General features: G+C 30.4%; 27 protein-coding genes and 1 riboswitch. Of the genes, 8 read left to right on the forward strand and 19 right to left on the reverse strand.

Translation table 11 applies throughout. The annotated features are described in order from the left end of the window. Positions 1 to 12 precede the first annotated feature (12 nt). From VK071_09550 to VK071_09585, 8 genes are all read right to left on the reverse strand, one after another. Positions 13 to 396, reverse strand: a complete 384-nt coding sequence (locus tag VK071_09550) for a 2-oxoacid:acceptor oxidoreductase family protein (protein ID HLR35549.1) — start codon at positions 394 to 396, stop codon at positions 13 to 15. Positions 397 to 469: 73 nt separating this feature from the next. Then, on the reverse strand, positions 470 to 1,321 hold the full coding sequence (locus VK071_09555) for a 2-oxoacid:ferredoxin oxidoreductase subunit beta (GenBank protein HLR35550.1): 852 nt from the start codon (positions 1,319 to 1,321) through the stop codon (positions 470 to 472). Next, positions 1,321 to 2,988 (reverse strand): 2-oxoacid:acceptor oxidoreductase subunit alpha, encoded by a 1,668-nt coding sequence (locus tag VK071_09560; GenBank protein ID HLR35551.1) that lies wholly within the window; start codon positions 2,986 to 2,988, stop codon positions 1,321 to 1,323. Before VK071_09560 ends, VK071_09555 begins: the two co-directional genes overlap by 1 nt. A 138-nt stretch (positions 2,989 to 3,126) precedes the next feature. Beyond that, the gene (locus VK071_09565; protein HLR35552.1) at positions 3,127 to 4,710 is read right to left on the reverse strand and encodes a DEAD/DEAH box helicase; all 1,584 of its coding nucleotides are present in this window, start codon (positions 4,708 to 4,710) and stop codon (positions 3,127 to 3,129) included. Positions 4,711 to 4,916: 206 nt separating this feature from the next. Further along, positions 4,917 to 5,909: an ATP-grasp domain-containing protein gene (locus tag VK071_09570; GenBank protein HLR35553.1), complete on the reverse strand. Its 993-nt coding sequence runs from the start codon at positions 5,907 to 5,909 to the stop codon at positions 4,917 to 4,919. 515 nt (positions 5,910 to 6,424) lie between these two features. Further along, positions 6,425 to 7,558: an endospore germination permease gene (locus tag VK071_09575; protein ID HLR35554.1), complete on the reverse strand. Its 1,134-nt coding sequence runs from the start codon at positions 7,556 to 7,558 to the stop codon at positions 6,425 to 6,427. A 6-nt stretch (positions 7,559 to 7,564) separates the two neighbouring features. Further along, positions 7,565 to 8,821, reverse strand: a complete 1,257-nt coding sequence (locus VK071_09580; GenBank protein ID HLR35555.1) for a Ger(x)C family spore germination protein — start codon at positions 8,819 to 8,821, stop codon at positions 7,565 to 7,567. A gap of 4 nt (positions 8,822 to 8,825) precedes the next feature. Further along, positions 8,826 to 10,265: a spore germination protein gene (locus VK071_09585; GenBank protein ID HLR35556.1), complete on the reverse strand. Its 1,440-nt coding sequence runs from the start codon at positions 10,263 to 10,265 to the stop codon at positions 8,826 to 8,828. 147 nt (positions 10,266 to 10,412) lie between these two features. Between VK071_09585 and VK071_09590 the strand changes: the two genes are divergently transcribed. Continuing rightward, positions 10,413 to 11,270: a DegV family protein gene (locus VK071_09590; protein ID HLR35557.1), complete on the forward strand. Its 858-nt coding sequence runs from the start codon at positions 10,413 to 10,415 to the stop codon at positions 11,268 to 11,270. Positions 11,271 to 11,280: 10 nt separating this feature from the next. Here the strand turns inward: VK071_09590 and pyrE are convergent, their stop codons facing one another. From pyrE to VK071_09635, 9 genes are all read right to left on the reverse strand, one after another. Further along, positions 11,281 to 11,838 (reverse strand): orotate phosphoribosyltransferase, encoded by a 558-nt coding sequence (pyrE, locus tag VK071_09595; protein ID HLR35558.1) that lies wholly within the window; start codon positions 11,836 to 11,838, stop codon positions 11,281 to 11,283. A gap of 4 nt (positions 11,839 to 11,842) precedes the next feature. Then, the gene (locus VK071_09600; protein ID HLR35559.1) at positions 11,843 to 12,751 is read right to left on the reverse strand and encodes a dihydroorotate dehydrogenase; all 909 of its coding nucleotides are present in this window, start codon (positions 12,749 to 12,751) and stop codon (positions 11,843 to 11,845) included. Next, a complete protein-coding gene (locus VK071_09605) occupies positions 12,744 to 13,478 on the reverse strand; it encodes a dihydroorotate dehydrogenase electron transfer subunit (GenBank protein HLR35560.1) in 735 nt (244 codons plus the stop codon). Before VK071_09605 ends, VK071_09600 begins: the two co-directional genes overlap by 8 nt. Next, positions 13,462 to 14,325 carry an orotidine-5'-phosphate decarboxylase gene (pyrF, locus tag VK071_09610; GenBank protein HLR35561.1) on the reverse strand — a complete coding sequence of 288 codons (864 nt, stop codon included), beginning with the start codon at positions 14,323 to 14,325 and terminating at the stop codon, positions 13,462 to 13,464. Before pyrF ends, VK071_09605 begins: the two co-directional genes overlap by 17 nt. Next, positions 14,312 to 15,517, reverse strand: coding sequence for a dihydroorotase (locus tag VK071_09615; protein HLR35562.1), 1,206 nt, complete (start codon positions 15,515 to 15,517; stop codon positions 14,312 to 14,314). Before VK071_09615 ends, pyrF begins: the two co-directional genes overlap by 14 nt. A 1-nt stretch (position 15,518) precedes the next feature. After that, positions 15,519 to 15,947 carry an aspartate carbamoyltransferase regulatory subunit gene (locus VK071_09620; protein ID HLR35563.1) on the reverse strand — a complete coding sequence of 143 codons (429 nt, stop codon included), beginning with the start codon at positions 15,945 to 15,947 and terminating at the stop codon, positions 15,519 to 15,521. Next, the gene (gene pyrB, locus VK071_09625; protein ID HLR35564.1) at positions 15,947 to 16,870 is read right to left on the reverse strand and encodes an aspartate carbamoyltransferase; all 924 of its coding nucleotides are present in this window, start codon (positions 16,868 to 16,870) and stop codon (positions 15,947 to 15,949) included. The genes VK071_09620 and pyrB overlap by 1 nt, the downstream gene beginning before the upstream one ends. A gap of 303 nt (positions 16,871 to 17,173) precedes the next feature. Next, on the reverse strand, positions 17,174 to 17,437 hold the full coding sequence (locus VK071_09630) for a spore coat protein (GenBank protein HLR35565.1): 264 nt from the start codon (positions 17,435 to 17,437) through the stop codon (positions 17,174 to 17,176). A gap of 13 nt (positions 17,438 to 17,450) precedes the next feature. Further along, positions 17,451 to 17,657: a hypothetical protein gene (locus VK071_09635; protein ID HLR35566.1), complete on the reverse strand. Its 207-nt coding sequence runs from the start codon at positions 17,655 to 17,657 to the stop codon at positions 17,451 to 17,453. A 126-nt stretch (positions 17,658 to 17,783) separates the two neighbouring features. Here VK071_09635 and VK071_09640 point away from each other — a divergent pair, with 126 nt between their 5' ends. Continuing rightward, positions 17,784 to 18,047, forward strand: a complete 264-nt coding sequence (locus VK071_09640; protein HLR35567.1) for a YkuS family protein — start codon at positions 17,784 to 17,786, stop codon at positions 18,045 to 18,047. Positions 18,048 to 18,201: 154 nt separating this feature from the next. Here VK071_09640 and VK071_09645 read toward each other — a convergent pair whose 3' ends face one another. Continuing rightward, entirely contained in the window at positions 18,202 to 18,387 is a 186-nt protein-coding gene (locus tag VK071_09645) for a hypothetical protein (GenBank protein HLR35568.1), read from the reverse strand. Between the two features lie 164 nt (positions 18,388 to 18,551). On the opposite strand from VK071_09645, the gene VK071_09650 reads away from it, so the two are divergent. The 5 genes from VK071_09650 to VK071_09670 all read left to right on the forward strand — a co-directional run bounded on the left by VK071_09650 (position 18,552) and on the right by VK071_09670 (position 22,488). Next, the gene (locus tag VK071_09650) at positions 18,552 to 18,878 is read left to right on the forward strand and encodes a 4a-hydroxytetrahydrobiopterin dehydratase (protein ID HLR35569.1); all 327 of its coding nucleotides are present in this window, start codon (positions 18,552 to 18,554) and stop codon (positions 18,876 to 18,878) included. A gap of 187 nt (positions 18,879 to 19,065) precedes the next feature. Then, positions 19,066 to 19,752, forward strand: a complete 687-nt coding sequence (locus tag VK071_09655) for a cupin domain-containing protein (GenBank protein ID HLR35570.1) — start codon at positions 19,066 to 19,068, stop codon at positions 19,750 to 19,752. Positions 19,753 to 19,845: 93 nt separating this feature from the next. Continuing rightward, positions 19,846 to 19,951, forward strand: a riboswitch (SAM riboswitch). A gap of 81 nt (positions 19,952 to 20,032) precedes the next feature. Further along, positions 20,033 to 21,040 carry an ATP-binding cassette domain-containing protein gene (locus tag VK071_09660; protein HLR35571.1) on the forward strand — a complete coding sequence of 336 codons (1,008 nt, stop codon included), beginning with the start codon at positions 20,033 to 20,035 and terminating at the stop codon, positions 21,038 to 21,040. Positions 21,041 to 21,078: 38 nt separating this feature from the next. Beyond that, on the forward strand, positions 21,079 to 21,678 hold the full coding sequence (locus VK071_09665) for a methionine ABC transporter permease (GenBank protein HLR35572.1): 600 nt from the start codon (positions 21,079 to 21,081) through the stop codon (positions 21,676 to 21,678). A 12-nt stretch (positions 21,679 to 21,690) separates the two neighbouring features. After that, a complete protein-coding gene (locus tag VK071_09670) occupies positions 21,691 to 22,488 on the forward strand; it encodes a MetQ/NlpA family ABC transporter substrate-binding protein (GenBank protein HLR35573.1) in 798 nt (265 codons plus the stop codon). 258 nt (positions 22,489 to 22,746) lie between these two features. Here VK071_09670 and VK071_09675 read toward each other — a convergent pair whose 3' ends face one another. Continuing rightward, the gene (locus tag VK071_09675) at positions 22,747 to 23,346 is read right to left on the reverse strand and encodes an HD domain-containing protein (protein ID HLR35574.1); all 600 of its coding nucleotides are present in this window, start codon (positions 23,344 to 23,346) and stop codon (positions 22,747 to 22,749) included. Between the two features lie 169 nt (positions 23,347 to 23,515). On the opposite strand from VK071_09675, the gene VK071_09680 reads away from it, so the two are divergent. Beyond that, entirely contained in the window at positions 23,516 to 23,692 is a 177-nt protein-coding gene (locus tag VK071_09680) for a DUF3787 domain-containing protein (GenBank protein ID HLR35575.1), read from the forward strand. Positions 23,693 to 23,698: the final 6 nt, after the last annotated feature.

A 23,698-nucleotide genomic window follows, 5' to 3' on the forward strand; every position in this document is an offset into this window, starting at 1 on the left:
AGATCCCCCTGTTCAGTTCTCGTGGCAATACCAGTAGCTGGTGCTGGACTTTGAGCATTTAATTGAAGCTTCCATTAAAGGTAGCCCTATTACTTCTTTTCTATTACTTATACCTTTATCGCAGATTATTATTCCTTCTTCTTTCAATTTAGACTTTTCAAGGCTTATTGATTCTTCGTTTAATCCAAATATTAAGTCTACATTTGAATCATGAGTATATATTGGCTTATCTGAAAATCTAATTTGAACAAAATTATGTCCTCCCCTGACTCTAGACATAAAATCCTTATATGAAAAAACATGAAAACCATAGCGCTTTAATACTTTTTCCAACAAATTACCGATAGTATCCATACACTGTCCCGCTGCGCCTGCTATAAGTATACTATAATCCATATTTTGATCCCCTTCTTATTTTCCTATGTACTCTAATAGAAGGATATTAAAATAATATCCTTCTATCCAAAATTTATATAAACTCTTCCATTAATTTTTCCGCATCTAATGGATCTAATTTTCTATCTACCATTGGTGGTCCTTCTTTTACAAAATCAAATTTATCCTCATAGGTATCCTTTTCCACTTTATATAAAATACCTATAGGTATTTTATCATCAAATTCCATGGCCTTTTTAAAAGCTTCTTCTTTATTTGTATAATCATAATCCTCTGGAAGATGATAAACTCTTTCTTTATACCAAGCATAGGTGTTAACTTTATTCCATACTACACAAGGTTGTAAAATATCTACTAATGCATAGCCTTTATAATTTATTGCCTCTTTCATTACCCCTACTAAATGGGGGACATCTCCTGAAAAACTTCTTGCTACAAATCCAGCCCCCATAGTAAGAGCTAGGGCTAAAGGATTTAATGGTTCTACCTTGACTCCATCAAATTGCAAAGTAGTTTTTTGTCCCTCTGCTGTTGTTGGTGAAGCTTGACCTTTAGTTAAACCATATATCTGATTATCGTGAACAAAATGAGCTATATCAATATTACGTCTTATAGTATGAATAAAATGATTTCCACCTTCACCATAGGTGTCTCCATCTCCAGACTCTACAATTACATTTAAATCTTTATTAGCCATTTTTATTCCAATAGCTGGTGGTAAAGCCCTACCATGTAAACCATTAAAACCATTTACCTTTATATAGTGAGGCATTTTTGCTGCTTGCCCTATTCCCGATGATATAACTACCTCATGGGGTTCTATTTCTAATTCTTCTAGGGCTTGCTTTAAGGCTGTTCTTATCATAAAATTTCCACAGCCTGGACACCATGCTGGTTCTTTAAGTTCATAATCATACTTCGTCATTATAATACCTCCTTAAGCCTATTATACAATTCATCCACATTGAAAGGACGACCGTCAAACTTAAGTATCTTATGAGTAGATTTAATAAGAGCTTGTTCCTTTATTAAACTATCTAATTGGGCTGTAGCATTTTGTTCCACATCGATGATATTTTTCGCATTCTCACTCATTTCTAAAAGTTTTTTAGTTGGGAATGGCCATATATCGCCAAATACTAAAGCACTGATTGAAACTCCTTCTTCTACTAATCTTTCTACTGCTTCTTTTATTATTCCATAAGTAGAACCCCAAGCTACTATAAGGTTTTCTGGATTTTCTCCACCTATAACCCAAGGTTCCTCTACCTCTTTTTTTAAACCTTCTAATTTTTTCATTCGTTTCTCAACCATTTTTATTCTAGTTTCACTATCTTCAATGATATTTCCCCATTCATCATGTTCATCACTATCTACTAAAACTATTTTACCAGATACTTTGCCTGGTATTAATCTTGGAGATATACCAGTCTCTGTAAACTTATATCTTTTATATTCTTCATCCTTTATTTCATCCATATTAGCTAGATGTCTTTCTATTTTAACCTTATTAAAATCAAAAGGCTTTGAGGTTACCATGCTATCTGCCATATATTGATCACTTAGCAATAGTACTGGTATTTGGTATTTTTCCGCAATATTGAAAGCTCTTACGGTTTGATAGAAGGCATCTTCTGGATCTCTTAAAGCCATAATCATTCTAGGGAATTCTCCATGACCTGCATGAATTAAGAATCTAAGATCTGCTTGTTCTGTTCTTGTTGGAAGTCCCGTTGCTGGACCTGGCCTTTGAACATTAGCTAAAACCACAGGTGTTTCTATAATACCTGCTAAACTTAAGGCCTCTACCATTAAAGAAAATCCTCCACCCGAGGAAGCTGTCATAGACCTTACTCCTGTATAGGATGCTCCTAATGCCATATTTAATGCTGCAACTTCATCTTCTACTTGATCAACAACTATATTCATTTCATCTGCTTTAGAAGATATATATGTTAATATTCCTGAAGAAGGTGTCATAGGATATCCACAGTAAAATTTACATCCTGCTGTAACAGCTCCTAATCCAATTGCATCATTGCCATTTATTAACACATTCTCATCTTTACTGATTTCTAATTGATGTTTAGTTTCTACCATTTCATAGCCTTCTTTTAAGGCTTTAATATTTACATCTGCCACTTTTTCATTAAATACACTTTTTATTACATCTTCTCCAATTTCCAAAGATAGTCCAAAATATTTTAAAATAGCTCCCAGCCCTGCAGTAGTATAAACCCTACTATTTTTCACCTTTTTTGCTACTTTAATTAAAGGTAAATGTACTATATCCTTTCCTTCTCCTACGCTTTCATCGCAAATTATTATACCATTATCTTTTATACTAGATGAGTGAATGTCTATTGTTTCATTATTTAGGGCAAATATCACATCTACCTTTGATGTAGATGCATATATAGGATTATTTGAAAATCTTACCTGTACAAAATTATTTCCACCCCTCACTCTAGACATGTAATCTTGACTTGAAAATACATAAAATCCACTACGCTTTAGTGTTCTTTCTAATAAATGACCAAAAGTATCCATTCCTTGGCCAGCTTGTCCTCCTACAAGTATGCTATAATCCACATTCTTACCCCCTTTATAAGTTTTATGTCCTTAATCAATGTTATACCCTACTTTTTTATAAGGAAACTTACATTAAAAATAAAAAAATTCCTGAAATGCTTGCTTTATTAAACTATTTCAGAAATTTCTATTACCCAACTATCTTTTCTTTTTTTTATCCATTGCCACTTCTACCCTGACCTTTTTTCCCTTAATTCTATTATTATTTAGTGAATCCAATATATCATTTGTATACTTTCTAGGAGCTTCAATAAATGAAAATTTATCATAAATATCAATATCTCCTATAGAGTCTCTGGAAATATTAGCTAACTGATAAATCCCACCAACAATATGTCTTGGTCTAACACCATCTTTTCTTCCTATATTAATATATAACCTTTCCATTTCTTCGCTATTTTTACTTTCTAGTTTCCTATTTTTATCTTCTGATTTATCATCAAAATATAGTTTTAAAAGCCCAGCCGCTATATCTTTAAGTTTATAGCCTTCTTCTAGTAGCAATTCTACACTAGTTTCATACTTAGAAAGATCAGAAATTCCTATTTCATGCTTTATTTTTCCTAATATATCCGTAGTTTTACTTTCTGCTACCTCATTTAATGTGGGGATATCTTTTCGAACAACTTTAGTTTTGGCATATTTCTCTATATCTTTAAGCTTATTAATATCTCTGCCTACTACAAGACTATAGGCTTTTCCTGTTTTCCCAGCTCTTGCTGTTCTTCCAATTCTGTGAACATAATATTCCAAATCCTGTGGTATGTCGTAGTTAAACACTATATCAACATTATCTACATCTATTCCCCTAGCCGCCACATCTGTTGCCACTAAAATATCGATGTTTCCTTTTCTAAATTTAGACATAACCTTGTCCCTTTGGGATTGCTTTAGATCACCATGGATTCCATCTGCAAAATATCCTCTTCCCTGAAGTTCTATTATGAGTTCATCTACCTTCCGTTTTGTATTACAAAATACTATGCTTAAATTGGAATTTTGTATATCTAATAATCTAGAAAGTATTTCAGTTTTCATACCTTTCTTAACCTTTAAATAATACTGTTCAATATTTGGAACCGTTAATTCCTTGGGAACTGTTCTTATATATTTAGGGGTTTTCTGATATTTTTTAGCAAAATTAATTATCTTCTTATCCATTGTTGCAGAAAAAAATACCGTTTGTCTATCTTTAGGAGTCTTATTAATAACAAGCTCAATATCATCCCTAAATCCCATATCAAACATTTCATCGGCTTCATCTAATACCATCATTTCAATATTATCTAATTTTAATGTACCTCTTTTTATATGGTCAATTACTCTTCCTGGAGTACCTATAACTATCTGGACTCCCTTTTTTAATGCCTTTATTTGTCTTTCTATAGGTTGCCCTCCATATACTGGTAATACAAAAATTTCTTTTTTATATTTAGCTAGTTTCTTTATTTCTTTCGCCACTTGAATTGAAAGTTCTCGCGTGGGACATAATACAATAGACTGAAGCTGCCTCGATTCAGAATTTATTCTTTCAATAATAGGTATACCAAAAGCTGCGGTTTTCCCAGTACCTGTCTGTGCCTGACCAACCACATCCCTACCCTCCATTAAATAGGGGATAGCTTGTGCCTGAATTGGCGATGCCTCTTCAAACCCCATATCAGATACAGCTTTTTTAATTTCTTTTGAAACATCCATTTCTTCAAATCGTGTTTTATTCATATACGTATTTATACTTCCTTTCTTATTTTTAATTAATTGTGGAATATACCATTATTATTTCAATAATAAACTCTAAATATTATATTCCAATATTAATATTTTTTTGATTAATACAGTAGATTGGCTGCACAATATATTATCAGCTTTTGTAGGAATATACAAGCTAAATGTTTATTGTTAATTATGATTTTAGAAATTTCCATATTCTAATTTTCATCTAATCCATATCTCTTTACTGCATTATTTACTATTTTCATGACTAATCCATCATAGTTTAACCCAGCAGCACCAGCCATTTTACACAAATCACTATGGCCTTTCATTAATCCTGGTAATGAATTAATTTCCAATACATATGGAATATTATCTTCATTTAATCTAAAATCAATTCTAGCATAATCCCTCATATTTAGGGCCTTATATGCCTTAACTGCCATTTTTTTTATATTATTTTCCGTTTCCTTTTTTATTCTCGCTGGGACATAATATTTAGTTTGTTCGCCATAATGAACTTTTACTTCAAAGCTATAAAATTTATTTAAATGATTCGGTATGTTTGAAAAGTCTATTTCTAGAATTGGAAGTACTGAAATATTATCGGAATTACCCATAACCCCTACAGTAAATTCTTTTCCTTCTATATACTTTGTTATCATAATTGGTGGATTATAAGTTTTTAGCTGTTCTCCAATTATTTTAATTAAAGACTCTTTATTAAATACTAAACTGTCCTCATGTATACCTCTACTTGAGCCTTCATTTTTCGGTTTAACTAAAACTGGAAAGTTAAATTCTAAGTCTTTAATTTCATCAATATTATAGACATAAATAAAGTTTGGCGTAGGTATGCCTAATTTTTTAAAAATCAAACCAGAATAAATCTTATCCTGAGCAAGGCCATGACCTAAAGGTGAAGAGCTTGTATACGGAATTCCTGCAGATTCTAACATGGCAGGAAGTTGGGATAGTCTTGAATTCCCTCTTATACCATTGCATAAATTAAAAACTAAATCAACTTTTTCTCCTTTTAGCCTTTTTATAGCATTATCATCAAATACTAAATTTATACAATCGTATTTTTTAGAAATGGTTTCCTTCAGCTGCTTTACGGTTTTTCTTTTTTGCTTGTCTTCTAACAAACCCTCCTCAGTCGGTAAAAACTCTGCCCTAGGCTTATCAGTAATAATTCCTATCTTCATATTATACATTCAACTCCCTTTCAGATCTCTTTTTAGAAAAATACATACAAAAAAAGCAGCACAGCTGCTTTTACCGGGGAATCTTAAGTTCCTTTCGGCAGTCACATCTCCATTTTATTATCTAGGAAAATATATCTTTCTAGAAAGAGTCTCTCTATATATATTATATTACTTTTCTCGTCAAAAGTCAAATTAATGGCTATTTTACTTATATATACCTTAAGCAAGATTATCTTCTGAGAGCTTCAGTATAAAATATTTAAATAACAATGGTGAGACTTATATTTCATTAAAAGCTTTCGGAGATAAAATAACCATTAAGGTAGCAGATAATGGTCTAGGCATATTAGAAGAAGAGTTACCGTATATTTTTGAACGTTTTTATAGGGGCAATAACTCAAAAAACAATCAAGTAAAAGGCTATGGATTAGCCCTTGCCATAACAAAATCCCTTGTAAAGGCCCATAATGGTAGTATAGAAGTTGAAAGTAAGGTAGGAGTAGGCACCAAGTTTACTATGGTCTTTCCATTTTAGAATTCTTATTATATTTGTTGGCCTCTATACTTTTTCTTCTAAATAAATAGACTATTAAAGCTATAAGTGGAATTATAAACATACTAATAAGTGAAATAATTAATAATATCCCTTGAATAGGATGTTTAACTGCTACAATTGGCCGATTGTCTTTTAAAATTACAGATGCTATAAGGACTATTACAGCATTTGGTATTATGTAAGGTTTATTATTAGTTTTATTTAGAACTTGAGACATGGATACACTAGAAAAATATAAAAGCCCTGATATTTTCCCAATACTTCCCATAATCCAAGTAACAATAAATATAGATTCTATTCTTTCAATGAAGTGGTAAAGCTCTATAGTTCTAGTATATGTAAAGAAAGGAAAATTTGCATGTTTTGCTTGTTCAATACCAAGTACACTTTGAGTCACTATTAACATAAGGACAATAATTAAAGTTGAATATACAAGGCACTTATAAAATATTGAGTTTAATTTCTCTTTCTCTTCTAAATAAGGTGTTATCATAGCTAAAACTAATATATCCGTAAATCGTAGAGCTACATCTATAGTTCCTTTATTTATCCCATCTAGGGTAGAGTCTTTAAGTATGGGTAAAAGTACTTTAAGGTCCATCCTTTTCCACCCTAATACTGATAATAAAAAAATAACTATTAAAATAAAAGGTACTATTATTTCTCCAGTTTTACACATAGTTATCAGTCCTTTATAAGCAACATAGGTACATGTTGCTATTCCAATTAAGGCCGTAAACCATGTTGGAGTATTTGGAAACATAGTAGAATCAAGCATTTCTATTAATAGAGAGAGAAAGAATATTGCCGAAACAAGAAAAAATAAACTATAGTAACTTCCTACAATTTTCCCAATTACTTTTCCAAATATATTTTCCATATATTCTATTAATGTTAGCTCATTAAACCTATTACTTAAAAATAGTACAGGAAAACATAGGAGCAAAACATAAGGGATAGATAATAGTAACACTATCCAAGCATCTTGATTTGCTGGTATAATATTTATAGACGGTAGATAGGAAAAACCAATAATTACCCTAAAAATTAATATTAATAATATTGCCTGATATGAAGTTACTTTTCTTTCCATTACTATTTATTCTCCCTTTACTTTAATAGTAGGTGTATTTGTTAACCCAGTTCTTAAAATACTAGTTTCTACTTCTACCTGAAACTCTGTTTCTGGAAAAATATCACCCCAATCATCCTTTATTTCATCCCATTTTTCAGGATATTTTCTATGAAATAAGGATGCTGATTTAAATATATCTACTTTAAATTCTTTTTGTGCTTTGTTTATAACTTTTTCCATTTCATTCTTTACCTCTTCTGAACAAGCTTCTTCTAGACTCTCTATTACAGCTTTTCTTGAAATACCAATATCCCCCACTACCTCAGCCACAGATCCCTTTAAAACAACCTTTATTTTAAATATTATTTTCCCATCCTTTACCTCAACATCTCTTTTCGTCTTACTCTTTATAATCTCAACCAAAGTTGCTTCATAATTCATATTTTTAGAATCTCCTATTTCGCATTCAGCCTTGGGCGTTGGAAGTGTGTGTTCATCTGCATCAATATGGGGAGTTGGAAACTGAATAAGCCCCCCTTTTATTTCCCCAGTTATAAAATTAAACCCTCTGGTTTCATTACCATTCAAATATCCTACTATCATTCCTTCTTTAAATACAGTTGCACCCTCTACTGATAATTCATATGGTTTTTTTGGTTGTGAAACATCTACCCTTTTTATTTCGTTTCTAGTTTTTCTTTCTATAACTCCAACCACTGGTTGTGAACCTTCCTCATAATAATATTTCATAAAGTCTAATATATCTACATCTACCGTTTTCCCATTAACCTTTTTATTCTCTACTAGTTGCGTAACATAATTTGCTGGAACATCCTCTATTCCTGCAGCAATTCCCATAATTTCATAAGCCTTAGAATCTTTAGCAATTAATAAATATGTAGTTTCTCTAGGCTCATCATATCTTTTAAAAAAATCCATATATTCAATTATCTCACTTTTACCAATTTCTTCACCAAAGATAAAAACCCTACTATGAGACCCAAATAATGCTCTATCAAATTTTAAAGTTATATCCCTACCAGCATCAACTATGGTTTTACCTCTTCCTTGAACATAACTTGTTTCTAATTCACCCAACCCTTTTGTTGATGGCTCAGGATCTATTACCTCTGCTGTTAATAATATATCTCCATTCTCTTCTAAATCAAAACCCATAATTAATGAAATACCTAGGGTATTAAGTTCTCTAGAATTCCAACATCCACTTAGTACAAAGCTTATAATTAAAACACTTAATAATAATAGACCTTTTTTATTCATTCTTTTACTTCATCCCCTTATCTCTTTGTCTAGTAATATTTCTTCTTTCTATTGACCTAGGTCTAAATATTAATCTTTTTAAAGGAAAACGAACAACTGTATCCTTTAAACCTTCTTTGTCTACAGGAGCCATTGGAGAAGTATAGGGTATACCAAAAGAATCTAGAGATATAATTTGTACAACTATAACTACAAGACCACAGGTTATCCCGTAAAGACCCATAACCCCACCTAATATAATAATAATTAATCTATATATACTTATTCCTTCTACTAAAGTGGGGACCGTAAATTCTGCAATAGCAGTAGTTGCTATAATTATTACCATAGGGGCACTTATCAATCCTGCTTCTACAGCTGCCTCACCTAGGACCAAAGCTCCAACTATACTGACAGCAGAGCCTACAGACCTAGGAAGCCTAATTCCAGATTCCTTTATTACATCTAATACTATTGTCATTAATAATGCCTCCACCATAGCTGGAAATGGCACTCCCTCCCTAGCCCCAGCCATAGTTATTAAAAGTACTGTAGGTACCATTTCTTGGTGGAAGGTTTGTAATGCTACATAGAATCCAGGTAGTACTATACTTATAAATAAAGAGAAAACCCTAATAATTCTTAAAAAAGTAGAATAAGGGGATGTAGTATAATAATCTTCACTAGTCTGTATATTTTCAATAAAAAGTTTAGGAATAGTTAAAACATGAGGCGTTCCATCACAAAATATAGCTATTCTCCCTTCAAGTATTCTACCGGCAACTACATCGGGCTTTTGTGTATCTCCTATAGTTGTTAGAAATGAATAAGGCCTATCATCTATTAATTGTTCTATATATCCTGTCTCTAGTATTGCATCTATATTAATTTTATTAATCCTTCTTCTTAACTCTTCTAATACATCTTCATTTACAATTCCCACTATATAGGCTAGAGAAATTTTTGTATTCGTTTGTTCTCCTAGTATGTAATCCTCAAAAACTAAATTCTCATTTCGTATTTTTCTTCTTAGTAAAACCCTGTTTGAACCTAAATCTTCAATAAATCCTTCCTTAGGTCCTCTCACTACAGTTTCTGCATCTGGTTCTTCTATACTTCTTTTATTCCATTTTCTTAACTCTATAATATAACCTAAATCAGTACCATCAACAAATAAACCTATACTGCCATAGGTAATTTCTTCTATTATCTCTTCTATGTTATTTGTTTCTTTAAGACTACTAACTTTAATAGTCTTTTTCAAATCCTTTATATCTTCAAAATCATCAATAATAGGTCCTAATACATCTCTATCTAATAAATCCTGGTCAATCAGTCCATCAATATATGAAATAAAAAATTTCTTTTTCTTTCCCCCTTCAAACTCATATAGTTCTAAGTCACTAGAATTATTAAATTTTTCAATTATATTCTTCCTATTTTTCTCTATTTTTTTTGATATCAAAATATCACCCATTATGTTAAAATTCTTATATATTAGTATGCAATATTAGGATATAAAATATTCCCACAGGAAAAATAATGGGAATACTATAGTTATATATTTATAAATTTGATAATATATAATATGTTAAGTATAAATTAACCAAGGGTGATTAAATTGAACAAAATAAAAATATTTACAGACAGTACAAGTGATTTATCAAAAGAACTTATTGAACAAAATAATATTTCTATTATTCCTTTACACATCCATTTTAATGATGAGGAGTATAAGGACAATGTAGATTTAACTCAGGAGGAATTATATAAAAAAGTTGAAGAATATAATATTCTTCCTAAAACTTCTGCCCCCTCGCCTCAAGAATTTATAGAGGCTTTTAGACCCTATATAGAAAAGGGCTATGACATAATTTACATAGGTCTTTCATCAAAAATGTCAGCTACAATACAAAATGCTTTAATTGCTAAAAGTGAATTCCCCAGTGCTAATATTGAAGTTGTAGATTCATATAATTTATCTTCAGGAATAGGACTTTTAGTTATGAAAGCTTGCGATTTCCGTGAACAGGGTTTAAACCTACAGGAAATAGCGAAAGAGTTAAGAAAGTTAGTTCCTAAGGTCAGGTCCTCTTTTATTATTGATACATTAGATTACCTTCATAAAGGAGGAAGATGCTCTTCTGTTGCAAATTTTGTCGGCGGAATATTAAAAATCAAACCAGTTGTCGCCGTAGCCGATGGTGAAATGTTCTTAAGCCATAAAATTAGAGGAAAAAGAAAAAAAGTTATAGATACAATGCTAAAAGAATCATTAAAAAATAAAAATAAGATGGATGAAAAAAGAGTGTTTATTACCCATTCTCAAGGTGGAGATGCTGTAAATTACTTAAAAGAGGAATTAGAGAGAAGCATTAATGTGGAAAATATCCATATAACTGATGCAGGTTGTGTAATATCTAGTCACTGTGGCCCTGGCACTGTAGGTATATTGTATATAGAGAAATAACCCCTAATTATTAGGGGTTATTTCTACTTCCAGGTTTTCCATAAGGAATCTCTTTTTCACACATAGGACATTCACTTTCACTATAAGTATCAATTTTAAGTTTTGTACCACTAAATATAGGGTATGAAAAATCCTCATTACTTCTATCTACTATAGAGGCTACCCCTACTACTTCTCCACCTAATTTTTCAATAGCTTTTATAGTTTCTAAGGAAGATTTACCAGTAGTTATAACATCTTCTCCAATTAAAACTTTTTGACCTTTTTCTACTTTAAATCCTCTCCTTAAAACCATTTCCCCGTCAATTCTTTCTGTGAATATACTAGGTTTTCCTGTTTGTCGTCCAATTTCATAACTAACTACTATACCACCCATAGCCGGTCCAACGACAATATCAAAACCTACATTCTCTAACTTCCCAACTATTACTTTTATTGCTTTCTCAGCTTTGTCTGGATATTGTAAAAGTTTTGCACATTGAACATACTTATTACTATGTTTTCCTGAGGACAATAAAAAGTGTCCTTCTAAAAGAGCCTCTGTTTCTTTTAATAATTCAATAACCATGAATTTACCTCCTCACAATCCCTCTAATTTCTTTAATTGAATTTATTCCTTCCTCTTTCATATAATTTTCTATTCCTTCAATAATATCTACAGTTAAACCAGGTTTTATAAAGTTTCCACTGCCTACTTGTATTGCCCACGCCCCCGCCATTATAAACTCTAATGCATCTTCATAGTCTAATATTCCTCCTATACCAATAACCGGTATATCTACAGCTTTAGCTACCTCATATACCATTCTTAAAGCTATAGGTTTTATACAAGGCCCAGAGAGTCCTGCTGTTATATTATTAAATACAGGTTTTCTTTTATTAATATCTATAGCCATTCCATTAAATGTATTAACTAAAGATATACTATCTGCTCCTGCCCTACAACATTTTTCTGCCATATCTACTATATCTTCTGCATTAGGAGACAGTTTCACTATTAAAGGTTTCTTGCAAACCTTTCTTACTTCAGATACGACTTTAAAGGCAATATCTGATTTTATGCCAAAAGCCATGCCACCTTCTTTAACATTGGGGCAGGAAATATTTAATTCAATCATAGATATATTAGTATTATTCAGTTTTTCAACAGCCTTCACATATTCCTCAACACTACTTCCACCTACATTTGCTATAATGACAGTATTTTGTTTTTCCATATAAGATAATTCATCTTCTATAAATTCATCTACCCCTGGGTTTTGCAACCCTATACTATTGAGCATTCCACCAGTGGTTTCATAAATTCTAATACCTTTATTTCCTTCTTTTTTACTTAATGTAAGACCTTTTGTACAAATGCCTCCTAGTTTTGACAAGGGAAACAACCCCTCGTATTCCCTACCAAAACCAAAAGTTCCAGAAGCAGCAATTACAGGATTTTTAAATTCTATACCAGATATATTTACCTTAGTATTAATCATTAAAAACTATCTCCTCTCCTGGGAAAATCGGACCATCTTTACATACTTTTTTCATACCATTTACTGTTTCAATAGTACATCCCAGGCAACTTCCTATTCCACAGCCCATTATATTTTCCATAGATATATATGCTGGAACATGATTTTCTTCACAAATTGAAACAATTTTTTTAAGCATAGGAGTTGGACCACAGGCTAAAATTTGAGAATATTTTTCTACATTTAACATATCCACTACATAGCCCTTGTGATCGACACATCCATTTTCAGTAGCTATATATAATTTATTAACTTTATATTTTATTTCCTCTATAGAATAAGGCTCTTCTCTAAATCCTGCATAAAAATCTACTTGTTTTCCAAGTTTATTTGCCAAATATATCATAGGAGCTATACCTATTCCTCCAGCAATTATACCAACTCTTCCATGAATATCTAAATTAAATCCATTACCTAAAGGACCAAGTAAATATAAAAAATCTCCAGATTTTAAATTAGAAAAAATTTTCGTACCTCTTCCCTTTACTTCATATAAAAATTCTATATATTTATTAGATAAATTGTAAATACTTAAAGGCCTTGAAAGAAAAGGCTCTCTATCCCAAGCCCTCAGCATATAAAATTGACCTGGATTTCCATTAAAATTTCCCTTTACTTTAATTTTAAATATTTTTTTTGCTATTTCTTCATTTAAAAGGACTTCCCCCTTTTTATAGTTTAGCTGCATTTTCTATATCCTCCCTCATAGTTAATACAGCTTTCCGTGCATAATAATCAAATTTCTCTTCCCCGTCATCATATTTTTTATAAGCTGTAATAATACCTCTAGATGAGTTAACAATTCCCCCGTTTCTACTTTTTAAATATAAGCTAACATCCTTTCCCCGTCCCCCTTGAACACCATAGCCTGGTATAAGGAAAAACATGCTATTATATTTCTGTCTTATTTCTATTCCTTCATCTAAATAAGTTGCACCTACTACACCGCCTATTAAACTGTACCCACTTGATCCCATATATCTTGAACCTATTTCTAATAGTTTTTCTCCTACATGATTATAAACTTTCTTTCCCTTTATATCTAAATATTGAATATCCTTTGCTCCCTCATTAGAAGTTTTAAGAAGTACAAACAAACCTTTTTGACCCTTTTCTAAATATTCTAAATAGGGGATAATACTGTCAAAACCCATATAAGGATTTAAAGTAATAAAATCACTTTCAAAATCCCCTTCAAAATGAGCTTTTGCATACATCTTAGCTGTTGAAGAAATATCTCCTCTCTTCACATCTGCTATAACTATAGAACCTTTTTTTCTTATATAGTCTAATGTTTTTTTATAAGCCTTCATACCTTCCAATCCATAGGCTTCATAAAAAGCTATTTGCACTTTGTAGCATGGAACTATATCTATTGTTCCATCTACTATGGTTTTATTAAATTGAAAGATAGCGTCACTTAAAGATAAATATTCCTCTTTTAGTTTATTAGGAATATAGTTTATATCTGTGTCCAACCCTATACAAACATTACCCTTTCTCTCCACCTCTTCATATAATCTATCTATTATCAATTTCTATCCCCCCATTAGAATATTTTATTTCCCCACTTTTTATAGTGGCTATTATTTCACCAAGATACTCTTTTCCATAAAAAGGAGTATTTTTACCTTTTGATATAAAGTTTTTACTATTAACCTTTACCTTATTATTTAAATCCACCAATACTAAATCTCCATCGTAGCCTATATCAATCTTTCCTTTATTAGACTTCATAAGTCTAGATGGATTGGCTGACATTAGTTGAGATAATTTGTTTAAGGAAATATAACCTTTTTTAACTAAAATAGTATAGCATATGGAAAAAGCTGTTTCTATTCCTGATATGCCACAGGCACCTTTTTCCTTATCTTTCTCTGTATGAGGAGCATGATCTGTACTTATAACGTCTACAAACCCTTCTTGTATTGCCTTAATTAATGCTTTAGTATCCTCCTTTTTTCTAATAGGTGGATTTACCTTATAATCATAGTCATGCAATGCTATATGGTGAGGCGTTACTTCACAAGTTATATTAAATTTTTCCCTCTTTGCTTTTATAATTTCCTCCATGGCTTCTTTAGTACTGACATGAGCTATGTGAAGTTTGGCGCCTGTTACTTTTGATAAATATATATCCCTTAAAGTCATTATATTTTCTGAAAGTCTATTATCTATTAAGGTTAAGTATTCATCTTCTGCATGGGACAATATAATTAAATCTTTCTCTTTTGCTTTAATCATGGCCCTATACATAGTATTATTAGACAATACTCCTTTGCCATCATCGGATAATACCTTTACCCTGTTATCAAGATTATCAATATGATCTATGTTTTTTCCATCAAAATTCCCTGTTATAGATACTGTTTGATGAATATCTATTAAATCTATTTTTTTAGACTTTTCTAAAATATATTCTACCGTATCCATAGAACTACAAACAGGATTAGTATTCCCCATTAAATTTACTAAGGTATAACCTCCTTTTAATGCAGCTAAACTTCCCGTATAAATATCCTCCTTATAAGTATATCCAGGGTCTCTAAAATGGGCATGCATATCTATAAAGGCAGGAAGAACTACTAAACCTTCAGCTTTTATAGTCTTACAATTATAGTTTAAATTAGAACCTATAGCCTCTATCTTCTCATTCTTTATGTAAATATCCCCTCTAGTGCTCTTGTTACAATCTATTAATTTTCCACCTTTAATTAATATTTCCATGCTATCCCTCCCAAGAATAAATATGGTCACAATATTCACATTTATAAATTCCTTTTTCCTCATCAATTAAAATAAATCTGTGCATAATATACCTTTCTGATGATGTAATACATCTCGGATTTTTACACTTTATAATATTTTCGACTCTTGTAGGAAGAGATAAATTTATTTTTTCTGTAATTTTCTCATTCTCTATTATATTTACTGTAATATTAGGATCAATAAATCCTAACATTCTTAAATCAATATTTATAGTATTTTCAATTTTTATCATATCTTTTCTGCCATATTTTTTACTTGGTGCATTCATAATTAAGGCAACTGTAAAATCTGCTTTATCTAATTTTAGATATTTAAATATTTTAAATCCACATCCTACTTTTATATGATCTATAACTATACCTTTTCTAATACTATCAATGTATAACATTACATCACCTCCAAAAGTTTTGAAATAAGAGCCATTCTGGCATACATACCATATTTCACTTGCATAAAATAGCAAGCTCTAGGATCCTTATCTACTTCATAACTTATTTCATTAACTCTTGGTAAAGGATGTAATACAATTAAGTCTTTTTTAGCTAATTCCATTTTACTTTTATCTAAAATATAACTATCTTTAAGCCTAATATAGTCTGCCTCATTAAAAAATCTTTCTTTCTGTACTCTAGTCATATATAGAATATCTAACTCTTGTATTAAATCTTCTAGTTTTTCAACTTCTATATATTTTAAATTGTTCTTGTCTAATATTTCAGTTTTTATATAATTAGGTACTTTTAGTTCATTAGGGGATATTAATATAAAAGAAATGTTTGTATATCTTGACATAGCTTTAATTAATGAATGTACTGTTCTACCAAACTTTAAATCTCCACAAAATCCAATAGTTAAATTAGAAAAACCACCTTTCACTTTATGAATAGTTATAAGGTCAGTTAGTGTTTGGGTAGGATGTTGATGTCCGCCATCACCTGCATTTATTAACGGAACTGGTGAAAAATAAGATGCGTATTTAGGAGCTCCTTCTTTAGGATGTCTCATAGCAATAATATCTACATAAGAGCCTATAGTTCTAACAGTATCTGGTATGCTTTCACCTTTCATAATTGAGCTGGAACCAATTTCTGAAAATCCAATGACTTGACCTCCCAATCTAATCATTGCTGATTCAAAACTTAGTCTTGTTCTAGTACTAGGTTCATAGAAAAGAGTTCCAAGTATTTTACCATTGCATACATTATTATACCTTTCTGGATTATTAGAAATCTCTTCTCCTAATTGTATTAATTCATTTATCTCATCTAAAGAAATATCTTGTGGATCTATTAAATGCTTAACCTTTGACATAATACTCCCCCTTTTTAGCCTCTCAGGACTCGTTTAAAAGAAAAGAATTACATTAAAAATGCCCTCCACAAAGGAAGGCATAAGTATAGTATATTCTACGCTTCCCTTTTTGACCTCACAGGATCAATTTAAAGGCTTTATATTTTAACTTAAAATATCATACTTTTCCTCAAAAGTCAACAGGGACCATCCTGCTCTCGGGACAAGAAAACGAAGAGCTTCCTTTTTGTAGCTAAAGGAAACTCTTCGTTCTTATTGTTGGTTGAAAATATTCTTTTTTAACTCTATGTTTATATTATTCTATTATTGTAATGAATCAGTTCCTCCTGATAATCCGGTTTTAATTTCTTGTATATCTTTTTGGTTTGCTGTTGGTGCAGGCGTATAATAGCCTTTTTGTTCTGCTATTTGGAATAGTTGGTATTGAAATTGTTCATCAGCATTTCTAAGTTGAGTAAAAGTATTTCTAAGTTGTTGATTGGCACATTCAGAAATAGCTTTTGCATAACTATTTAAACTTGCCTTAGTCCCTGATAAAATATCATCTACTATATCTTTCTCTTGCATTATATTTCCTCCTTTATAATGAATTTAATAAATTTGTAGCTGTAGTTTGAGCATCTTGGCTGGATTGCTTAAACATTTGTTTAAGTTGTGGATCTTGACATTGATTTGAATAATAATCTAATTTATTTGCCATGGTCTGATGACTTGCAATTATCTCTCTTAAACTTTGAAGCTCTTGTTGATTTACATTACCTAAATTCACAGTATTTTTTAATACCATAAAATGCTCCTTTCTTTTATTTTTTATTCTCTAATATTTTGTCTTCTAACGATAGATTTATTCATGGAAAAAAACGTTTAAATAATTCCACGAAAATTGTAAATAATAAATTTGGGAGGTTAAAAAATGAGCAAAAAAATAGTTGTAGAAAATATATTAACACCCCATATTGAATTTTTAAAAGACTCTGGCTATAATGTTTATACTTTAAATAAAAACGCAAATTTAAACGAAATTACATCGCCAGAATACAAAGCTATTATCGTGTCGGGGTTAGATGTTCTTAGTACTAATGGAGCCGATTATAATAATCCATCAGCTCCCATTATTGAAGCTAAAGGTCAAACTCCTGAAGAAATATATAATCTTTTAGAAAGTCGATATCAGTAGTAAAATTACCCTTCTATAAGGTTAATTTCATTGCTTACAGACAATAAACTGAATGCTAGTAATAACTTTTCCTTAAGTTTTCATAAAAATTAAGGAAGGAACATATTATATCTTTATAATATATCCTTCCTCCCGTTTACATATTTTATAATCATTATTTTTTATCTATAGCTTCTTGAACAGCAAACTCTAATTTCTTTACTTTGTTCCCTGAAATTTCAATTCCAGTTTGATCATCTCTTTTAATATAAATACTTTTTCCTAACTCATTACTTAACCTATTTAATTTTTCTATTTTAGTTGATAAGTTTACTAGTTTAATAGATTTAGGAAAATTCATTTTATCACTTCATATCTATAGTCTAATCTTTTTTATTTACATAATTCTTAATAATATTTTATCATTTATTAATATTAGATGTCTAATTATCAATATATATGATACTAGAGAATAGATAAGGGTATATTGATTAATATAGAATAAACTGAAAAGGTGGTGTAATTATGAGCGATTTACTATCCAAACAATGTATTCCCTGTAGTATTGGTGCTCCTACCTTAAACGACGAAGAAATAAATAAATATTTAAAATCATTAAAGGAAGGATGGAAGGTAATAGATTCTAAGAAAATAGAAAAAACCTATAAGTTTAAAAATTTTGTGGAAGCTTTAGATTTTACTAATAAAGTTGGAGAGTTAGCAGAAAAAGAAGGTCACCATCCAGATATTCATCTCTCTTGGGGGAAAGTAGTAATTCAGCTTTGGACACATAAAATTGATGGTCTTCATGAAAATGATTTTATTTTAGCAGCCAAAATTGACGAAACCTAAAAATATTAGACCTGCCTAAAATTTAAAGATAGAACTATCCCAAACTAACTTACTGGAGCACATAGGCTATTATTAGCTAATGTGCTCCTTTTTATGTTCTTATGATAAACTAAAGTTAAGAGAAAGTTTTGACAACTATATTTCAGGATTAAAAATTTAAAAGCTAAAAATATAAGGAGGATAGAAAATGAATAATGGTGTTAAGGTTATATTAGAAGGATTCACTAAGTCCTATGTTAAAAAAACAAAAGAGCCAAGTGATTTTAGTTTTGGTTTTAAGGTAGACAACAATTGGTATTACATATTTATTCAAAAAGATGGTGAGTTTGAAGTAATAAAAGAGGAACCACCAAAAGATAAGCTTTATTTTACCACAGACAGTGAAACCCTTAAAAAAATATATAATGGAAAAATGGCGATTATGACCGCCATGGGTAGAGCCCGTTGGGATGATCCTACACCTTTAGATATAAAAAATTTAGAAGACTTCCCGCAAGATATAAATCCTTATGCTTTTGTATTTAAATACTTTACCATAGGCCAACCTGAAAAAATAAAATTAAAAAACGAATATGCTCGAATTATCCATGGCGGCTATGCTATCCCAATTGTTTATGACGAGGGTCTTAGAACAGGTTGGTATCGAATTGAAGAAGGGATGATTATTAATGAAGAAGAGTCTCAACAAACAAATCCTTTCCCAACATTAATAATTGCTATAGAAGGTACAGGAACTGCCAAAATAGGAGATAAAGAATATACCTTAGAAAAAGGAGATGCCTACCATATCTCCCCTAATATTCCTCATATGTTTTGGACTAATGATAAAAATGGTTTTGAGTTCATAATTATTATGTATGGAGAAAATGCCTAATCCCTATTTAATATTAAAAGAATTTAAAAATAAATTTGACAAGTAACTAATTTCATATTATAATGTACTACAATATTAAAAAATCGAATATAAATCTTATCCAGAGTGGTTGAGGGACTGGCCCTATGAAACCCAGCAACCTGTGCTCATATAGTACAAGGTGCTAATTCCAGCGGTGTATAATACCGAGAGATGAGAAGGAGATAAACCTCTTTCTTAAGAAAGAGGTTTTTTATTTATATCTTAATTTAGTTAATTATCACTATAGAGGAGTGATGTAATGATTAATATAAAAGATTTATCAAAAGAATTTAATAATAATGACAAGAGTCTTTATGCCTTAAATAAAGTAAATCTTCATATAAAAAGAGGAGAAATCTTTGGAATAATTGGTTTAAGTGGTGCTGGAAAATCTACATTGATTCGATGTTTAAATAGACTGGAGGAACCAACAGAAGGAAAAATATATATAGATAATTTAGAGGTTACTAGTTTAAACAAAGATGAATTAAGAGCTTTGCGAAAAGATACTAGTATGATTTTTCAACATTTCAACCTACTATCGTCTAAAACAGTTTTTCAAAATGTAGGTTTCCCTTTAGAATTAGAAGGAATTGATAGAAACCAAATATCAAATAAAGTAAATACTCTATTAGAATACGTTGGGTTAATGGATAAAAAAGATGTATATCCTTCACAATTAAGTGGTGGTCAAAAACAAAGAGTTGCTATTGCTAGAGCTTTAGTCAATGAACCAAAGATTCTTCTTAGTGACGAAGGAACATCAGCTTTAGATCCACAGACTACAAATTCTATTCTTCATCTTTTAAAAAAGATACGAGATGAGTTTGGCGTAACTATTGTACTAATAACTCATGAAATGGAAGTGGTGAAAGATATTTGTGATAGGGTTGCAATTATGGAGGATGGAAAAATAATTGAGGTAAATACAGTAGAAGAATTATTTAAAAATCCTCAAACTAAAACCGCAAAGTCTTTTATAGATAATTTAAAAATAGTTTCAAATGAAGAAATAATACTACCTAATGATGGTAATGGAAAACTACTTAGATTAAGTTTTACAGGAAAAAGTGCAAAGAAACCTGTCGTTTCAAATATGATAAAAAGTTTTAATTTGGATGTAAATATTCTTGCTGGGAATATAAATGAATTAACTACTACAAGTGTAGGCTATTTAATTATCCAATTAAAAGGAAATAAGTCCGAAATAGATAAATCAATAAATTGGCTTAAAAATCAAGGAGTTAATACAGAGGTGATAAAGTGATTGAATTAGTCATTCCATCCTTATTGGAAACTTTATATATGGTATTTTCATCTACAATATTTTCTTTATTATTAGGTTTTCCTCTTGGAACCCTTTTAGTAATAACAGAAAAAAATAGTTTATGGGAAAAACCTATTTTAAATCAAATTCTTAATGGAATAATTAATATTCTTCGATCTATTCCTTTTATTATTTTAATGATTTTAGTTTTTCCATTATCAAAATTAATTGTACACAAAACTACAGGAACTACTGCTACAATAGTGCCACTATCTATTGCTGCTGCACCTTTCGTTGCAAGAATTATAGAAAGTGCATTAAAAGAAGTAGATCAAGGAATAGTAGAAGCAAGTCTTTCTATGGGAGCTACTGTACCTCAAATAATATTTAAAGTGCTTATACCTGAAGCAATGCCTTCACTGGTAATGGGTATAACTCTAACTATTATAAATTTAATTGGATTCTCTGCTATGGCAGGGGCTATAGGAGGTGGAGGACTGGGAAACTTAGCAATTCGTTATGGTTTATATAGGTTTGAAAAAGATATTATGTTTGTATCTGTTGGAATAATTATATTGCTAGTTCAAGTTATTCAATTATTGGGAAACAAATTAGCAAAATCTATTGACAAAAAATAAGGAGGATTTAAATTGAAAAAAATATCATTAATTTTTTTAACATTAATACTAACTTTTACATTATTTACTGGCTGTGGAAAAGAAGAAAATAGTAATAAAATTAAAATAGGAGTATCTCCAGTTCCTCATAGTGAAATTATTGAATTTATTAAAGATGATTTGGAGAAAGATGGAGTTGAAGTTGAGATTGTTGAATTTACTGATTATATTATACCTAATAAAGCTTTAGACGACAAAGATATAGATGCAAACTTCTTTCAACATGAGCCTTATATGAATGATTTTAGAGAAAAAGAGGATTTGGATATTGTCTCCTTGGGAGCTGTCCATATAGAACCTATGGGATTATTTTCAACTAAGCATGATAATATAAATGATTTAAAAGATGGTAGCACTATAGCTATTCCTAACGATGCTACTAATGGTGGTAGAGCATTACTTCTTCTTGAACAAAATGGCTTAATTAAATTAGATGATAAAGCAGGTTTACTTGCTACAGAAAATGATATAGTTGAAAACCCAAAAAATTTAGAGATTGAAGCTTTAGAAGCTGCACAACTTCCTAGAGTTTTAAATGACCTAGATGGAGCAATTATAAATGGAAATTATGCTTTAGAGGCGGATTTAGTTCCCACAGAAGATGCCCTTATTTTAGAAGAAAAAGATTCCCCTTTCGCTAATATTATAGCCATTAGAAAAGGGGAAGAAAATGAAGAAAAATTTAAGATACTTATGAAGCATATTCAAAGTGATAAAGTTAAAAAGTTTATTGAAGATAATTATGAAGGAACATTAATACCAGCATTTTAATAAAAGAACTATTTAGAAAAGAGGGTTAAATAACCTTCTTTTTCTAAATTTTCTACCATTAAACTCCATCATACTAAACAATAACATCACGATAATTCACTTTTAATTAAATAATATTTAAAGTATCACTTTGAATTATCTACTATGCTTTCAGTAAGGTGGCTATATCAAGGTCTTTATAGGCCATAACTATTTCGTCTCTAGTTTCATAAGGCCAATCTTCTTCGTAATCAATAGTAATTTTAGCATCATAATTTTTTACTTCTCTTCTCCAGACATAAATCCCTTTTCTAAAGCATCATCCAACATATTTTCTACGTACTCCCAAAGCTCCTTTGAACTTTTCTTTATTGGGGAAATTCTTTCATATACTTGTCCCTTAGAAATATTAAACTTCCTCCAGGTTCCTCCACCTGAATAATAATTTTGTAGCATAGGTTGCAATCTATCCATAGAAGCTGCAAATAATGCATCCTTTGTTTCCATTTCCTCAAATTCTTCCCATAATTCACTTATTTCCTTACCTTCTTTTTCTGGAAGCATACTAAATAATTTATCTGCTGCAACTTTTTCTCTTTCCTTTTTGTCTAAATTTCCTATTTCATCATAACAAAAAGTGTCGCCTGCATATATTTCTACTAAATCATGGACTAAAAGCATTTTTATCACTTTACATTCATTTATATCTTCATTTGCATATTTAGAAAGGAGCATAGTCATTACAGCTATATGCCAAGAATGTTCTGCATCATTTTCTCTTCTTGATTTGTCTACAAGACTAGTTTGCCTGAAGATACTTTTCATTTTATCTAGTTCAATTATAAATTCTATTTCTTTTTCTAAATCTTTATTGTACATAATCTTCATCTCCTCCATGAATATAATTACATTTCTAATCTACTTTAGTTTATCATACTTTTATAAGTACAAAACCTATATTTACCCTTTATGAATTTATTATAAGTTTCATTACATATGTAAATACTATGAAAGATGTAGTTTATTTTAAATCATTAGGAGGGATAGCTTGGGAAAAAATAAAGACAATAGATTTAAGGAAAAGAAAGTCTCTATCCCTATAGAAAATCAAAATACTGCAGCATATTATAATATAAAAGGTCTAACTCCTATTGCAAAAGTTCCTATACCAACTTTATCTGGGGTAAGAGATGCTAAAGAATGGGTAGACGAAAATAGAAAATAAATAGTA

This window comes from Tissierellales bacterium (genome assembly GCA_035301805.1).
Classification (GTDB): Bacteria; Bacillota; Clostridia; order Tissierellales; family DATGTQ01; genus DATGTQ01.

Coding starts and splice junctions, on each gene's coding strand:
- VK071_09640 (HLR35567.1), top strand. CDS start 17,784: ATGAGCAAAAAAATAGTTGTAGAAAATATATTAACACCCCATATTGAA.
- VK071_09570 (HLR35553.1), bottom strand. CDS start 5,909: ATGAAGATAGGAATTATTACTGATAAGCCTAGGGCAGAGTTTTTACCG.
- VK071_09645 (HLR35568.1), bottom strand. CDS start 18,387: ATGAATTTTCCTAAATCTATTAAACTAGTAAACTTATCAACTAAAATA.
- VK071_09615 (HLR35562.1), bottom strand. CDS start 15,517: ATGGAAATATTAATTAAAGGTGGAAAATTAATAGATTGTAACAAGAGC.
- VK071_09620 (HLR35563.1), bottom strand. CDS start 15,947: ATGTTATACATTGATAGTATTAGAAAAGGTATAGTTATAGATCATATA.
- pyrE (HLR35558.1), bottom strand. CDS start 11,838: ATGGTTATTGAATTATTAAAAGAAACAGAGGCTCTTTTAGAAGGACAC.
- VK071_09630 (HLR35565.1), bottom strand. CDS start 17,437: ATGCAAGAGAAAGATATAGTAGATGATATTTTATCAGGGACTAAGGCA.
- VK071_09580 (HLR35555.1), bottom strand. CDS start 8,821: ATGAATAAAAAAGGTCTATTATTATTAAGTGTTTTAATTATAAGCTTT.
- VK071_09565 (HLR35552.1), bottom strand. CDS start 4,710: ATGAATAAAACACGATTTGAAGAAATGGATGTTTCAAAAGAAATTAAA.
- VK071_09635 (HLR35566.1), bottom strand. CDS start 17,657: ATGGTATTAAAAAATACTGTGAATTTAGGTAATGTAAATCAACAAGAG.
- pyrB (HLR35564.1), bottom strand. CDS start 16,870: ATGTCAAAGGTTAAGCATTTAATAGATCCACAAGATATTTCTTTAGAT.
- VK071_09550 (HLR35549.1), bottom strand. CDS start 396: ATGGATTATAGTATACTTATAGCAGGCGCAGCGGGACAGTGTATGGAT.
- VK071_09675 (HLR35574.1), bottom strand. CDS start 23,346: ATGTACAATAAAGATTTAGAAAAAGAAATAGAATTTATAATTGAACTA.
- VK071_09650 (HLR35569.1), top strand. CDS start 18,552: ATGAGCGATTTACTATCCAAACAATGTATTCCCTGTAGTATTGGTGCT.
- VK071_09555 (HLR35550.1), bottom strand. CDS start 1,321: ATGACGAAGTATGATTATGAACTTAAAGAACCAGCATGGTGTCCAGGC.
- VK071_09600 (HLR35559.1), bottom strand. CDS start 12,751: ATGATTAATACTAAGGTAAATATATCTGGTATAGAATTTAAAAATCCT.
- VK071_09605 (HLR35560.1), bottom strand. CDS start 13,478: ATGCAGCTAAACTATAAAAAGGGGGAAGTCCTTTTAAATGAAGAAATA.
- VK071_09575 (HLR35554.1), bottom strand. CDS start 7,558: ATGGAAAGAAAAGTAACTTCATATCAGGCAATATTATTAATATTAATT.
- VK071_09660 (HLR35571.1), top strand. CDS start 20,033: ATGATTAATATAAAAGATTTATCAAAAGAATTTAATAATAATGACAAG.
- VK071_09665 (HLR35572.1), top strand. CDS start 21,079: ATGGTATTTTCATCTACAATATTTTCTTTATTATTAGGTTTTCCTCTT.
- VK071_09655 (HLR35570.1), top strand. CDS start 19,066: ATGAATAATGGTGTTAAGGTTATATTAGAAGGATTCACTAAGTCCTAT.